The organism is Streptomyces macrosporus, from assembly GCF_039533145.1.
GTDB lineage: Bacteria > Actinomycetota > Actinomycetes > Streptomycetales > Streptomycetaceae > Streptomyces > Streptomyces macrosporus.
This window is the reverse complement of sequence record NZ_BAAASZ010000026.1, coordinates 220,040-234,905: the sequence shown is the minus strand read 5'-3', so window position 1 is coordinate 234,905 and position 14,866 is coordinate 220,040. Positions and strand designations below refer to the sequence as shown.

General features: G+C 70.6%; 8 protein-coding genes. 2 read left to right on the top strand and 6 right to left on the bottom strand.

Annotated elements, in window-relative coordinates:
• Positions 1 to 48: 48 nt before the first annotated feature.
• From ABD335_RS18045 to ABD335_RS18030, 4 genes are all read right to left on the bottom strand, one after another.
• Complete coding sequence (locus ABD335_RS18045; protein ID WP_344324155.1) at positions 49 to 1,011, bottom strand: carbohydrate ABC transporter permease; 963 nt, start codon at positions 1,009 to 1,011, stop codon at positions 49 to 51.
• A 26-nt stretch (positions 1,012 to 1,037) separates the two neighbouring features.
• Positions 1,038 to 2,084 carry a carbohydrate ABC transporter permease gene (locus tag ABD335_RS18040; protein ID WP_344324152.1) on the bottom strand — a complete coding sequence of 349 codons (1,047 nt, stop codon included), beginning with the start codon at positions 2,082 to 2,084 and terminating at the stop codon, positions 1,038 to 1,040.
• Between the two features lie 48 nt (positions 2,085 to 2,132).
• Positions 2,133 to 3,557 carry an N-acetylglucosamine/diacetylchitobiose ABC transporter substrate-binding protein gene (ngcE, locus tag ABD335_RS18035; RefSeq protein ID WP_344324149.1) on the bottom strand — a complete coding sequence of 475 codons (1,425 nt, stop codon included), beginning with the start codon at positions 3,555 to 3,557 and terminating at the stop codon, positions 2,133 to 2,135.
• Between the two features lie 354 nt (positions 3,558 to 3,911).
• Positions 3,912 to 6,749: an aconitate hydratase gene (locus ABD335_RS18030; protein WP_344324147.1), complete on the bottom strand. Its 2,838-nt coding sequence runs from the start codon at positions 6,747 to 6,749 to the stop codon at positions 3,912 to 3,914.
• A 450-nt stretch (positions 6,750 to 7,199) separates the two neighbouring features.
• Between ABD335_RS18030 and ABD335_RS18025 the strand changes: the two genes are divergently transcribed.
• The gene (locus ABD335_RS18025) at positions 7,200 to 8,729 is read left to right on the top strand and encodes a helix-turn-helix domain-containing protein (RefSeq protein ID WP_344324144.1); all 1,530 of its coding nucleotides are present in this window, start codon (positions 7,200 to 7,202) and stop codon (positions 8,727 to 8,729) included.
• 61 nt (positions 8,730 to 8,790) lie between these two features.
• Here the strand turns inward: ABD335_RS18025 and ABD335_RS18020 are convergent, their stop codons facing one another.
• Together ABD335_RS18020 and ABD335_RS31030 are read right to left on the bottom strand one after the other, a co-directional pair.
• On the bottom strand, positions 8,791 to 11,757 hold the full coding sequence (locus ABD335_RS18020) for a glycine--tRNA ligase (protein ID WP_344324717.1): 2,967 nt from the start codon (positions 11,755 to 11,757) through the stop codon (positions 8,791 to 8,793).
• A 2-nt stretch (positions 11,758 to 11,759) separates the two neighbouring features.
• Positions 11,760 to 13,676, bottom strand: coding sequence for a CAP domain-containing protein (locus tag ABD335_RS31030; protein WP_344324141.1), 1,917 nt, complete (start codon positions 13,674 to 13,676; stop codon positions 11,760 to 11,762).
• Positions 13,677 to 13,999: 323 nt separating this feature from the next.
• On the opposite strand from ABD335_RS31030, the gene ABD335_RS18010 reads away from it, so the two are divergent.
• Positions 14,000 to 14,761: an ArsR/SmtB family transcription factor gene (locus ABD335_RS18010; protein ID WP_344324138.1), complete on the top strand. Its 762-nt coding sequence runs from the start codon at positions 14,000 to 14,002 to the stop codon at positions 14,759 to 14,761.
• Positions 14,762 to 14,866 lie beyond the last annotated feature (105 nt).

Here is a 14,866-nt window from a genome sequence, read left to right as displayed (position 1 = left end):
AAAGGGGGTGTTCCGGGCGATCCGGCTCGGCACCGTCCCGGTCCCGTGCTACTTCAGGGCCCCGGCCGTCAGACCCGCCTGTACCTGGCGCTGGAAGACGACGTAGACCACCAGGATGGGCAGCACGGCCAGGGTGAGGCCCGCGAACAGGCCGCCCCAGTTGCCGCGGTAGCCGGTCTGGGCCGCCAGGTTGGCCAGGCCCTGGGTGAGGACGTACTTGTCGGCGTCCCCCACGTGCACCACCTGGGGGATCAGGTACTGGTTCCACTGCCCCAGGAAGTTGAAGATCCCCACGCTTATCAGGCCGGGCTTGGCCATCGGCAGCATGACCTGGAAGAAGATCCGGGTGTGCGAGGCCCCGTCGATCTCCGCCGCCTCCGCGATCGACGTGGGCAGGGTGCGGAAGAAGGCCGCCATGAAGAAGACGGTGAACGGCAGCGAGTAGGCGATGTAGACCAGGATCAGGCCGTGGTAGGTGTCCATCAGCGCGAAGTTCTTCATCACGAAGAACAGCGGCACCAGGGCGACGATGATCGGGAACGACATGCCGCCGACGAACAGGAAGTAGATCAGCCGGTTGCCCGGGAAGTCGTAGCGGGCCAGGACGTACGCCACCATCGAGCCCAGCAGCATGGTGCCGACCACGGAGCCGGTCACCACGATCACCGAGTTGATCGTGTACTGGCCGATGTTCGCCTCGTTCCAGGCGAAGGACCAGTTCTCCCAGTTCAGACTGGTCGGCAGCGACCAGGGGTCCTCCAGGATGGCTCCGGAGGACTTGAAGGAGTTCATCACCGCCCACAGCAGGGGTCCCGCGGCCATGACGGCCCACAGGATCAGGAAGGCGTGCGAGAAGACGTTGAGGGTGCGGCCCTCGCCGTCGCCGCGCGCCGGCTTCCCGGCGGTTCCGCCCGGCGCGGCGGCCGGGTCGCCCGTGCCCTTGGTGAGGGCGACGGCGGTCTCCTCGGGGTCCCCCGGCCGGAGCGAGGGGGACGGTCCGGCAGTGGTCATCGGTTGTTCTCCCCGCTCGTCCTGTCTCAGAACTCGATCCGGTCCTTGTTGCGCCCCAGCGCCATCGCCGCCACGGAGAAGATCATGGTGACGATCAGCAGGGCCACGGCGACCGCGGTCGCGTAGCCGGCCTGGCTGTCCTGGAACGCCTTGTTGTAGAGGTAGACCGGCGCGACGATGGTCGAGTAGGCGGGACCGCCCTGGTTCACCGTCAGGATGTGCACCACGGCGAAGGCGTCGAGCGCCATGATGCCCATGTACACCCAGCCGGTCTGCACGGTGTCGCGCATCAGCGGCAGCGTGACCCGGAAGAACGTGGTCACCCGGTTGGCGCCGTCCAGCAGGGCCGCCTCGTAGATCTCCCTGGGGATCGACCCCATCGCGGCGGAGAAGAGCACCACGTAGAAGCCGACGTTCGACCACACCATCACGACCACGACGCACCAGAAGGCCAGTCGCGGGTCGCCCAGCCAGCTCTGCTGCCAGGAGTCCAGACCGACGGCCGACAGCACGCCGTTGAGCAGGCCGCCCTGGGGGTTGAAGATGTACTTCCACAGCACCACGACGATCGCGATCGACAGGGCCTGCGGGAAGAAGTAGACGATCTTGTAGAAGTGCGAGCCGCGGACTCCGGCGACCGCCTCGCCCCTCTTGTGCCGGCCGCCGACGTTGAGCATGAAGGCGAAGAACACGCCCAGGCCCAGGGTGAGGACCGGCAGGACCAGCAGCAGCAGGACGTTGTGCCACAGCGCCTTGTGGAAGATCTCGTCGTCCATCAGGCGCTCGAAGTTGTCGAGGCCGACGAAGGCGAAGTCGCTGCTGAGGCCCGTCCAGTCGGTCAGCGAGTAGTAGAACGTCTGGAAGAAGGGCGACACGACCAGGATGCCGTAGAGCACCAGCGGCGCCGCGAGGAACCCCGCGATGAACCGGTACTTCACGTAGGTCCGGTAGTGCGGTGAGGTGTGGAGCCTGTTCCCCCTGCCGCCGTTCCCCGCCGGTGGTCGCGCCGGCTCCTTGGTGGCCCCGGCCACCGTACGGCTGTCACTGGCCATGCCGCCCTGTCCCATCTCCATGTCCCCGGCTGTCCCGGTGCGCCCGCCGACCGACTCTCGAACAGCCGCTCAGGCGTGCTTGTACTTCTTGACGGAGTCGTCCTTGGCCGTCTTGTCGGCGTACTCCTGGCACTTGTTCATGGCCTCCGCCGGCTTCATCCGACCGGCCATCAGCTCGGCGAGCACCGAGCCGATCTGCTCCTTGTGGAGGGTCTTGTACCAGTCGAAGATCCGGGGGTTGAGCACGTTGTCCCCGGCGGCCTTGAGCACCTGGCTGGCGGAGGCGAGCCCGGGGGACATCTCCGCCTCCATGCCGTCGGTGGCCCCGGCGACGCAGGTGAGGGACTTCACGAGCTTGGCGAAGTTCTGCGCGGACTGCTTGCTCAGCAGGATGCGCAGGAACTCCATGCCGCCGTCGGGGTTCTTGGCCTGCGCGGGCACGATGTAGGGCTCGCCCGCCTGTGCCCACAGGGTGCCGAAGGGCAGCTTGTCGGAGTCGTCCAGGCCGGTGACCGGGCCGACGGCCATCTCGAAGTCCGCGGGAGTGGTGTCCGCGGCCTCGTTCTCCACCCAGGAGCCGTTGGGGATGAAGATGCACTTGCCCTTGGTCCACTGGGTCTGGGACTGGATGTGGTCCAGACCCGGGGTGCCCCGCAGGACGTAGCCCTTGGCGGCCAGTTCGTGGTAGGCCTCGAAGGCGCTCTTGACGGCGTCCTGCTTCCAGGCGTTCGGCTCCAGGTTGTCGATGTTCTTGAGGACCTCCGGGCCGCCGATCTTCCCGATGAACGGGTAGAGGGTGAAGGGGATGTAGTACGGGTGCTGACCGGCGTAGGTCCAGCCCGCGATGCCCTTCTTCTTGGCCTTGGCGCACAGGGCGAGCATCTCGTCCCAGGTCTTGGGGTACTCCCAGCCGTTGTCCTCCAGGAGCTTCTTGGAGTACCACTGGCCGTAGACGGTGTAGGCGTAGTTCAGACGCCAGACCTTCTCGTCGCCGTACTGGCCCATCTCGATGGTGCCCGGCAGGAGGGTGTCGCGGACCTTGGTGTTCGGGTCGTCGATGGAGGGGGCGTCCAGCAGCGGGCTCAACTCGGTGAGCTGGCCCTTGGCGGCCAGCGCGGCGGCGTCCATGTCCTCGGCGCCGGAGTTGTCGATGAGGTCCGGCGGGTTGCCGCCGACCATCCGGGGCTGGAGCACCGAGCGGATCTTCTGGGTGGCGGTCAGCTTGACCTCGCCGTACTTCCGCTCGTAGATCTTCGCGGCGTCCTTGCCGTACTGGGTGCCGAAGCCACCGTCGAAGATGACGAAGTCCAAGGGCGCGTCCTTGTTGACCCCCAGGGGGTTGTCCTTGCTCTTCTCGCCCTTGGCCACCTTGTTGTCGCCGCCGCCGTCGCCGGTCGCACAGGCGGAGAGCATGCTCATGGCGGGGACGGCGACCAGGCCCGCCGCGCCGGCCCTCTTGATCAGATCACGACGGTTGACATCGGTGGGTCCCATGCTCAAGTCCTCGCCTTCTCCGGGACTCAGGCGGTGTGCCGGGGTCCCCGGACGCCGCTGGTGAGTTGAAGCTGAGTTGTACGGGATGTACGCCGGGTCTGTGTAGAGCTCGTACGGGGCCTTCCCGATGCCCGCCCTCCCCCGGACCCACGGTCATACGACATGACCGCTCGGACGCCGACAGGTATAGTCCACTTCCCTTCCCAGGGGCAAGATCGATGCATGGTCGGGCGTCAGTCTTTCCCGAGTTGAGACCTCCGGGAAACGCGACGGGGCCGTACCTCCCACCAAGGGAGGTACGGCCCCTTCCCACCGGTCGACAGCGGCCTCACGGGCCGCTGTCGCCCGCCGGGATCACTTGCGGATCAGCGAACGCAGCACGTACTGCATGATGCCGCCGTTGCGGTAGTAGTCCGCCTCGCCGGGGGTGTCGATCCGGACGGTGGCGTCGAACTCCACGCCGGTGTCGGTGGTCACCTTCACCGTCCGCGGGATGTCGCCCTCGTTGAGCGCGGTGATGCCGCTGATGGAGAAGGTCTCCTCGCCGGTCAGGCCGAGGGAGTCGGCCGTCCGGCCCTCGGGGAACTGCAGCGGCAGCACGCCCATGCCGATCAGGTTCGAGCGGTGGATGCGCTCGTAGCTCTCGGCGATGACGGCCTTGACGCCCAGCAGCGCGGTGCCCTTGGCGGCCCAGTCGCGCGAGGAGCCCGAACCGTACTCCTTGCCCGCCAGGACGACCAGCGGGATGCCCGCGGCCTGGTAGTTCCGGGAGGCGTCGTAGATGAAGGAGACCGGGCCGCCCTCCTGCGTGAAGTCGCGGGTGTAGCCGCCCTCGGTGCCGGGCGCGATCTGGTTGCGCAGCCGGATGTTGGCGAAGGTGCCGCGGATCATGACCTCGTGGTTGCCGCGGCGCGAGCCGTAGCTGTTGAAGTCGCGACGCTCGACGCCGTGCTCCAGGAGGTACTTGCCCGCCGGGGTGTCGGCCTTGATCGCGCCGGCCGGGGAGATGTGGTCGGTGGTGACCGAGTCGCCCAGCTTGGCCAGGACCCGGGCGCCGGCGATGTCCTGGACCGGCTCCGGCTCCATGCCCATGCCCTCGAAGTACGGGGGCTTGCGGACGTAGGTCGACTCCGGGTCCCACTCGAAGGTGTCGCCGGTCGGGATCGGCAGCGCCTGCCACTGGGCGTCGCCCGCGAAGACGTCGGAGTAGCTGTTGCCGAACATCTCCTGGCCGATGGTGGAGGCCACGACCTCCTCGACCTCCGACTCGGACGGCCAGATGTCCCGCAGGTAGACCGGGTTGCCCTCGGAGTCGGTGGCCAGCGGCTCGCTGGTGATGTCGATGTCCATCGAACCGGCGATGGCGTAGGCCACGACCAGCGGCGGGGACGCCAGGTAGTTCATCTTGACGTCGGGGTTGATGCGGCCCTCGAAGTTGCGGTTGCCCGAGAGCACGGAGACCACCGCGAGGTCGTTGTCGTTGACCGCCTTGGAGACCTCCTCCGGCAGCGGGCCGGAGTTGCCGATGCAGGTGGTGCAGCCGTAGCCGACCAGGTTGAAGCCCAGCTTCTCCAGGTACGGGGTGAGGCCGGCGCGGTCGTAGTAGTCCATGACGACCTTGGAGCCGGGGGCCAGGGTGGTCTTCACCCACGGCTTGCGGGTCAGGCCCCGCTCGACGGCCTTCTTGGCCAGCAGCGCGGCGCCGACCATGACGTAGGGGTTGGAGGTGTTGGTGCAGGAGGTGATGGCCGCGATGGCCACCGCGCCGTGGTCGATCTCGTAGGACGTGCCGTCGGGGGCGGTCACCCGGACGGGGTTGCTCGGACGGCCGCCGTCCTTGCTCGCGGCGGAGTGCTGCGGCGCGCCGGCGCCGTTCTCCTCGTGGCCGTAGGCGGGGGCGTCGCTGGCCGGGAAGGACTCGGCGCTCGCCTCGTCCACCGGGGACTGCACGCCGTGCGGCTGCTCCTGCTGCGGCACGCCCGGCTTGCGGTCCTCGCCGCCGGTCACGCCGGCCTTGATGTAGTTCGGCAGGTCGGCGCGGAACTGCTGCTTGGCCTCGGCCAGGGCGATGCGGTCCTGCGGACGCTTGGGGCCGGCGATCGAGGGGACGACCGTGGAGAGGTCCAGCTCCAGGTGCTCGGAGAAGTCCGGCTCGGCGGCCGGGTCCAGCCACAGGCCCTGCTCCTTGGCGTACGCCTCGACCAGCGCGATCTGCTGCTCGGTGCGGCCGGTGAGCTTCAGGTAGTTGATGGTCTCGGCGTCGATCGGGAAGATCGCGGCGGTCGAGCCGAACTCCGGCGACATGTTGCCGATGGTGGCGCGGTTGGCCAGCGGCACCGCGGAGACGCCCTCGCCGTAGAACTCCACGAACTTGCCGACGACCCCGTGCTCGCGCAGCATCTCGGTGATGGTCAGCACCAGGTCGGTGGCGGTGGTGCCGGTGGGCAGCTCACCGGTCAGCTTGAAGCCGACGACGCGCGGGATGAGCATCGAGACGGGCTGGCCGAGCATCGCGGCCTCGGCCTCGATGCCGCCGACGCCCCAGCCGAGGACGCCGAGGCCGTTGACCATGGTGGTGTGCGAGTCGGTGCCCACCAGGGTGTCGGGGTAGGCCTTGCCGTCGCGGACCATGACCACGCGGGCCAGGTGCTCGATGTTCACCTGGTGGACGATGCCGGTGCCCGGCGGCACGACCTTGAACTCGTCGAAGGCGGTCTGGCCCCAGCGCAGGAACTGGTAGCGCTCCTTGTTGCGGCCGTACTCCAGCTCCACGTTGCGCTTGAAGGCGTCCGGGGCGCCGAAGACGTCGGCGATCACCGAGTGGTCGATGACCAGCTCGGCGGGCGCCAGCGGGTTGATGCGGGACGGGTCGCCGCCCAGCTCCTTCACGGCCTCGCGCATGGTGGCCAGGTCGACCACGCAGGGGACGCCGGTGAAGTCCTGCATGATCACGCGGGCCGGCGTGAACTGGATCTCCTGGCTGGGCTGTGCGCCGGCGTCCCAGTTGCCCAGCGCGCGGATGTGGTCGGCGGTGATGTTCGCGCCGTCCTCGGTCCGGAGCAGGTTCTCCAGCAGCACCTTCAGGCTGTAGGGCAGGCGGGCGGAGCCCTCGACCTTGTCCAGCCTGAAGATCTCGTACGACTCGTCGCCCACCTGCAGCGTGCTGCGGGCGTCGAAGCTGTTCGCCGACACGACAGTCTCCTTCGGTGCATGAGTTCGCGCGTACCACCGCGATCCTGCCGCCCCGGACCCCGGCCTCTCCGCTGAGGTTCACCTAAGTTGAGGTGGCCTCGGCGGCGATGTCGGCGGACGCGGCGGCGGTACGTCTCTCGGCAGATATCTCGATGTCGAGATAACTCTAGTACATCGGCGTTCCCCGGTCATGTCCCGCCCCGGACTCCGGGTACCCGCGCCCGGCGCGCCAACCGGCCGCCCGGACGCGAAGGGGGCGGCGGGGCCGGCCGGGAGCGCCGAGGGGGCGACCGGGGACACCGAGGGGACGGCCCGGAGAGGAACGAGAGATGGCCGAAAACCGCCCTTCGCGCCACCGGAGAGCGGACAAAAGAGTGAAAGTAAGAAGAAAAGAGGTAAACACCGGCGCCCCGGAGTTTGACATCTCATATCTGAGATACCATCACCCCCATGACCGACGACTACCTCATGCGTATCGGCAAACTCATCCGTGACGCCCGTCAGCATCGTGGCTGGACCCAAGCCCAGCTGGCGGAGGCTCTGGCCACCAGTCAGAGCGCGGTCAACCGCATCGAGCGCGGCAACCAGAACATCAGTCTTGAGATGATCGCCCGGATCGGTGAAGCCCTGGACAGTGAGATCGTCTCGCTCGGCTACTCCGGCCCGATGCATCTGCGTGTCGTCGGGGGACGGCAACTGTCGGGCGCCATCGACGTCAAGACCAGCAAGAACGCCTGCGTCGCCCTGCTGTGCGCCTCCCTGCTGAATTCCGGCCGCACCCTGCTGCGCCGGGTCGCCCGGATCGAGGAGGTCTACCGCATCCTGGAGGTGCTCAACTCCATCGGGGTGCGCACCCGCTGGATCAACGACGGCTCCGACCTGGAGATCGTGCCCCCGGCCGAGCTGGACCTGGACGCCATCGACGCCGAGGCGGCGCGCCGCACCCGCAGCATCATCATGTTCCTCGGTCCGCTGCTGCACCGGATGAACCACTTCCGCATCCCCTACGCCGGCGGCTGCGACCTGGGCACCCGCACCGTGCAGCCGCACATGAGCGCGCTGCGGCACTTCGGTCTGGAGATCACGGCGACCGAGGGCATGTACCACGCCGTGGTGAATCCCTCCGTCCGCCCCACCCGGCCCATCGTGCTGACCGAGCGCGGGGACACCGTCACCGAGAACGCCCTGCTGGCCGCCGCCCGGCACGACGGCGTCACCGTCATCCGCAACGCCTCGCCCAACTACATGGTCCAGGACCTGTGCTTCTTCCTGGAGCAGCTCGGCGTGCGGATCGAGGGGGTCGGCACCACGACCCTGACCGTGCACGGCGTCCCCCACATCGAGCGGGACGTGGACTACTCCCCCTCCGAGGACCCGGTCGAGGCGATGAGCCTGCTGGCCGCCGCGGTCGTCACCGAGTCGGAGCTGACCATCCGGCGGGTGCCGATCGAGTTCCTGGAGATCGAGCTGGCCGTCCTGGAGGAGATGGGCCTGGACCACGACCGCGGCGCGGAGTACCACGCCGACAACGGCCGCACCCGGCTGGCCGACCTCACCGTGCGCCCCTCCAAGCTGGAGGCGCCGATCGACAAGATCCACCCGATGCCGTTCCCCGGCATCAACATCGACAACGTGCCCTTCTTCGCGGCCATCGCCGCCAGCGCCCAGGGCAAGACGCTGATCCACGACTGGGTCTACGACAACCGCGCCATCTACCTGACCGACCTCAACCGGCTCGGCGGACGCCTCCAACTCCTGGACCCCCACCGCGTCCTGGTCGAGGGCCCCACCCGCTGGCGCGCGGCCGAGATGATGTGCCCGCCCGCGCTGCGCCCGGCCGTCGTCGTCCTGCTGGCGATGATGGCCGCCGAGGGCACCTCGGTGCTGCGCAACGTCTACGTCATCAACCGCGGCTACGAGGACCTGGCCGAACGGCTGAACTCGGTGGGCGCGCAGATCGAGACGTTCCGCGACATCTGAGCCGCCCCGCCCGTCCCGGCCCGCGCGGGAACGCGGGCCGGGACGGGGGACGCGGGGGCGGTCAGCCGAGCGCCTCCCAGTCCAGCAGTCCGTCGGTCAGGCCCTTGACGGAGGCCAGCAGTCCGAGCCGGTTCGCCCTGATCCGGGGGTCCTCGGCCATGACGAGCACCTCGTCGAAGAACCTGTTCACCGCGCCGACCAGCGCGGCGGACCCGGCGCTGAACCCCGCGAGCGTCGGCTGCTCCCGGTGCAGCCGGCGGGCCTTGACCAGGGCCTCGTCCAATGCGTGCTCGGCGGGGTTCTCGAACAGGTCGGGGCGGTACTCCGCCGCCACCCCGGCCGGCACGATGCGGCGGACCCGCTGGACCGCGGCCAGCAGGTCGGCGAACCGGGAGTCGCCCCGGAGCCCGGCCAGTTCGGCCAGCCGCCGCTCCGCCCGCACCGGCGCGTCGCCGAGCGGCAGCACGGCCCGGACGTCGTGCACCGGGTGGCCCGCCTCCAGCAGGAGCTGCTCGAAGCGGCGCCCGACGAACAGCGACGCGTTGTCGAGCGCCTGCTCCCCGACCTCCACCGGCTGGTGCTCGGCGGCGATCGCCAGGCCCCGCGAGACGGTGAGCCCGGCGATCTCCGGGTGGGCCCGCAGGATGTTGACGACGCCCAGCGCGGAGCGCCGCAGGCCGAACGGGTCGGAGCTGCCCGTCGGTTCGGCTCCGACGGCGAAGAGGCCGGCCAGCAGGTCGAAGCGGTCCGCCAGGGCCAACAGGACGCCCGGCACGGTCTCCGGCAGGGCGTCCCCGGCGGACCGGGGCAGTTCCGTCTCGAACACGGCCCGGGCCACCGCCTCGCCCTCGCCGGCCCGCGCGGCGTACTCCCCGGCCATGACGCCCGCCAGGCTCGACAGTTCGGTGACCATCTGGGAGCCCAGGTCGAACTTGACCAGGGACGCGGCCCGTTCCAGCGTGCTCTGCTCCTCCCCGTCGAGGCCCACGGCATCGGCCAGCCGGGAGGCGATGGAGGCGATGCGCTCGGCGCGGTCGGCCATCGACCCCAGGCGCTCCTCGAAGGTGAGCAGGCGGAGCTTGTCCTTCATGGCGCCCGGGTCCGTCTCCAGGTCGGCGCGCCAGAAGAAGGCGGCGTCCTCGTAACGGGCGCGCAGCACCGCCTCGTTGCCCCGGCGCACCACGTCGTGGTCGCAGGAGCCGTTCGCCACCGCCACGAAGTACGGCATCGGCCTGCCCTCGGAGTCCTGCACCGGCAGGTAGCGCTGGTGCTTGCGCATCACCGTCACCAGGACCTCGGCGGGCAGTTCGAGGTACTTCTCGTCGAAGGAGCCCAGGATCGGCGTCGGCCACTCGACGAGGTTGGTGATCTCCGCGACGACGCCCTCGTGGCGGGCCGTGTCGACGGTGCCGCCGACCTCCTCGGCGAGCCTGGCGGCGCCCTCCAGCACCAGTTCGCGCCGCCTGTCGGCGTCGGCCAGGATGCCGTGCTCCGCCAGGAAGTCCAGGTAGCCGCTCGCGTGGGGAACCTCCACCACGGGACGTTCGGCGTTGCGGTGGACGCGCGTGGTCCTGCCCGCCACCAGGGTGGAGACGGTCACGGGGACGACCTCGTCGCCCAGCAGCGCCAGGAGCCACCGGATCGGACGGCTGAAGGCGAGCCGGGGGGCGTTCCACCGCATGTTCTTCTCGGCCCGCAGCTCGGTGACGACCTCCGGCAGGAGCGCGGAGAGCACCTCGACCGCCGGACGGCCCTTCACCTGCCGGACGACCGCCACGTGCTCGTTGCCGCCGACGGTGACCCGGCCGAGGGCGTCGACGTCCACCCCCTGGCTGCGCGCGAAGCCCTCCGCGGCCTTGGTGGGCCGCCCCTCCGCGTCGAAGGCCGCGGACACGCGCGGCCCCCGCACGGTCTCCTCGTGGTCGTCCTCCCGGGGACCGACGGCGGCCACGGTCGCCACCACGCGGCGCGGCGAGGCGACGACGTCGATCTCGCCGTGCCCGAGCCGCGTCGCCGCCAGTTTCTCGGTGAGCGCCCTGCGCACGGCCTCCGCGGTGCGGGTCACCTCCGCGGGCGGCAACTCCTCGGTGCCGATCTCGAAGACCAGGTCGGCGGAGGCGACCGGCTCCGTCTCCACGGTCCGGGGAGCCTCGGGCCGGTCCGGGGCCGCGGTGCCCAGCGGGTGGCCCAGCTCCTCCCGGCGCCCGGCCCACAGCTCGGCGACCTCGTGCGCCAGACGGCGCATCCGCGCGAAGGAACGGGCCCGCTCGGTGGTGGAGACGGCACCGCGCGCGTCCAACACGTTGAACGTGTGCGAGCACTTGAGGACGTACGAGTAGGCCGGCACCGGGAGCCCGGCGTCGATCATCTTCCGGGCCTCGGTCGCGTACGCCTCGAACAGCGTGCGCTGCGTCTCGATGTCGGCGTCGTCGAGGTAGTAGCGGCTCATCTCGTACTCGGCCTGTCCGAAGGCCTCGCCGTAGGTGATGCCCGGGGCGTAGAGGAGGTCCTTGAAGTGGCCGACGCCCTGGAGCGCCATCAGGATGCGCTCCATGCCGTAGGTGATCTCCACCGAGACGGGGTCGAGGGAGATGCCGCCGGCCTGCTGGAAGTACGTGAACTGGGTGATCTCCAGTCCGTCGAGCCACACCTCCCACCCCAGGCCCCAGGCCCCGAGCGCCGGCGAGGCCCAGTTGTCCTCCACGAAGCGGACGTCGTGCGCCGCGATGTCGATGCCCAGGGCCCTCAGGCTGCCCAGGAACAGCTCCTGCGCGTTGCCCGGTTCCGGCTTGAGGACGACCTGGTACTGGGTGTGGGTCTGGAGGCGGTTGGGGTTCTTGCCGTACCGGGAGTCGTCCGGACGGACGCTCGGCTCGACGTAGGCCACGCGCCACGGCTCCGGCCCCTGGACGCGCAGGAACGTGGAGGGATTGAGCGTGCCGGCGCCGACCTCGGTGTTCATCGGCTGGGCGACCAGGCAACCCTGCTGGGTCCAGTACTCGTTCAGAGCCAGCAGGGCACCTTGCATAGTCAACACGGGGAACGGTCCTCCAAGAACACGGCCGAACGCGGCGCGCCCCCGATGGTCTGCGAGGGCATCGGGTGAAGTGCAGAGTCTAGCGACCCGTCGGGTCGCGAAAGGCCGTGCGCGGACCGTGGAACGTGCCCGGAGAATCGGCGCGCCGGCGCTCTCGGCGAGCGTCCCGAACTCGCCTCTCCGCCCTCGCGCCCGGCCGGCGGCCCCGCGGACGGCGGAGGCCCGGCTCGCACGAGCCGGGCCTCCGCCTCTTCCCGTCCGTTCCGTCCGTTCTCGTCTGTTCCGGTCGCCTCCCCTCCGTGTCGCCTCCGTGTCGCCTCCGTGTCGCCTCCGTGTCGCCTCCGTGTCGCCGCCGTCCCACGGCCCGCGGCTCGGCGCCGCTTGCCGAAGTTCTGCACCCACCAGGGGCCGTTCGGCTTCTCGCTCACCCCGATGCCGATGTCCTGGTAGGCGCAGTCGAGGATGTTCGCGCGGTGCCCCGAGCCGTTCGTCCACCCGTCCATCACCTGCTCCGGGGTCCTCTGCCCCCGGGCGATGTTCTCCCCCGGCGCGGACCAGGCGTACCCGGCGTCCGTCACCCGCGAGGACAGGGTGGAGCCGTCGGGGCCCGTGTGGGACAGCACGCCGTGGTCGGCCATGACCTCGGCGTACGACCGCGCGGCGCGGGTGAGCTTCTCGTCCGCCGTCAGCGGACGGCAACCGGCCTTCTCCCGCTCCGCGTTGACCAGGTGGAGCACCTTCCGCGCGGCCGTCTCGTCGGTGCCCGGCTCCGGTTCGGCGGGCTTCTCCGACGCGGGCGGCTCCGGGGTCCCGGCGCCGTCCGCCGGCGGCTCCTGCGAGCCGAGGTCGACCGTCAGGCCGAACCGGTCCAGGACCTCGGTGACGGGTTGGAAGAAGGTGGTGCCGCCGCCGCGGCAGTCGCCGTTGCCGCCCGAGGTGAGGCCGAGGGCGACGCTGCCCGCGAAGAGGGCTCCGCCGCTGTCGCCGGGCTGGGCGCACACGTTCGTGCGGATGAGGCCGTGGACCCTTCCCTGCGGGTAGTTCACCGTGGCGGTCAGGCCGGTCACGGTGCCGCCGTGCAGCCCCGTCGTGCTGCCGCTGCGCTGGACCCGCCGGCCGACGAACGCCTGCCCGGCGCTCTTGATCTCCTGCGTGCCGCCGTTGTGGAGGTTCACGGCGGCCGGGTGGGGAACCCGGGGGTTCTCGTACCTGATCACCGCGTAGTCGTCACCGGGGAAGCTGCTCTCCACGGCCTTTCCGACCTGTTGGCGCGAGGAGCCCCCGGTGCTCCAGGTCGCGCCCTTCCGGGTGCAGTGCCCGGCGGTGACGACGAAGAACTCGTCGCCCTTGCGGGCGTTGAACCCGGCCGAGCAGCGGGCGCCCCCGGACGTGATGGCGTCCCCGCCCGCGACGAAGGGCTCGAACACGCCGTCCATTCGCTCTATTCGCGCCTTCCCGCCCAGCGCCCCGACCCTCTTCTTCAGGGCGCGCCACTCGGCTCCGGTCACGGTGGAGTCCGCCGTGACCAGCACCTTGTTGGTGCGGGGGTCGACGGCCCAGGAGGTGCCCGGCGTGCGCGTGGTGCGGTCCAGCGAGGACTTGGCCCTGGCGAGTTCCTCGGAGGTGCTCTCGACCTCCTTCGCCACGGCCCCCGCCTTCCGGACCGTCGTCACGTCGCCGGCGTCCACGACGTTGACGACGTTGACGACCAGTTTCTTCGTGGCGGGGTCGTAGTAGGCCCCGGCCGCCGCGTCGCCGAGCTTCGATTCCAGCCGGTGCGCGAGGGCCTTCGCCTCGACCGCGCTGAGGAGCGACGGCGCGGGAATGGCGTCCGCCTCGGGCTGCAGCGCGACCATCGTGCCGGCGGCCACGGACACGACGGCGGCTCCGAGGGCCGCCTTCAGCAGCATCGGCCGCCTGCGTGCCCGTCGGCCCCGTCCCTGCTTCACCTGCACAGATTCGCTCCGTTCTCTCGTTGCCGGCTCGCGCTGCCGGCGACGTCCGGGAGGGGAACGCAATCCGCCCGACCGGCGCGGTGAGCGATCTTCCGGATGCGTTCGGGAAGAGCTGAGGCAGGGCTAAGGTGATCCGTCCCTTTGGCGTGGAGGGTTCCGGTTCGGTCCCCGAGGAGCGGTGGGCGACCGCCCCGGTGGGGTGCCCGGCCTCGCGGACGGGTCGTTTCGGTGCTCGTTTCGGTGCTCGCCCAAACGACCCGGCCGCATGATTGGGAGCCATGGACTCCTCCGACCGCACCCACCGCACGCGCCGCCCCGAGCACGCGGGTTCGCGGCTCGCCCGGCTGGCCGGACTGCTCTCCGACGAGACCCGGGCGACGTTCTGCCTGGCGCTGCTGGACGGACGGGCGTGGACGGCCGGTGAGCTGGCCCGCCTGGCGGGGGTCGCGCCCGCCACGGCCAGTGGGCACCTGGACAGGCTGGTGGCCGGGGGCCTGCTGGCCGAGGAGCGGCAGGGACGGCACCGCTACGTACGGCTGGCCGATCCCTCGTCCGCGCGTCTGGTGGAGGAGTTGGCCGCCCACGCCGGTCCGCCGCCCGCCGCGCGTTCGCTGCGCGGCGCTTCCGCGGGCACGGCGATGGCACGGGCCCGCACCTGCTACGACCACCTGGCCGGACGGCTGGGGGTGGCCGTCACCGACGCCCTGCTGGAGCGGGGGCTGCTCCAGCAGGACACCGGGTTCGCGGTGACCGAGGCCGGGCTGCGGTGGTTCGCCGGGCTCGGCATCGACCTCACGGCCCGCCCGCGCGGCCGCCGCCCCCTGGTCCGCGCCTGCCTGGACTGGACCGAACGCCGCCCCCACCTGGCCGGGGTGGCCGGTGCCGCGCTGTGCCGCCACGCCCTGGACGCCGGCTGGTGCGAACGGATCGGCACCCGGCGGGCGTTGCGCGTGACCGACGGGGGCCGGCACGCGCTGCGCGACCTGCTGGGCCTCACGGACGCCGACCTCGCCGGCGAGTCCGCGGGGAGCCCGGTGTGAGGGCCGCGACCCGGACCGTCCTCCGTACGGGCGACACCGGAGACGGCGGGCGGCGGGTCGCCCCGGATCGCGGTGGACCCGGATGTGTCGTCATGCTGCACCTGT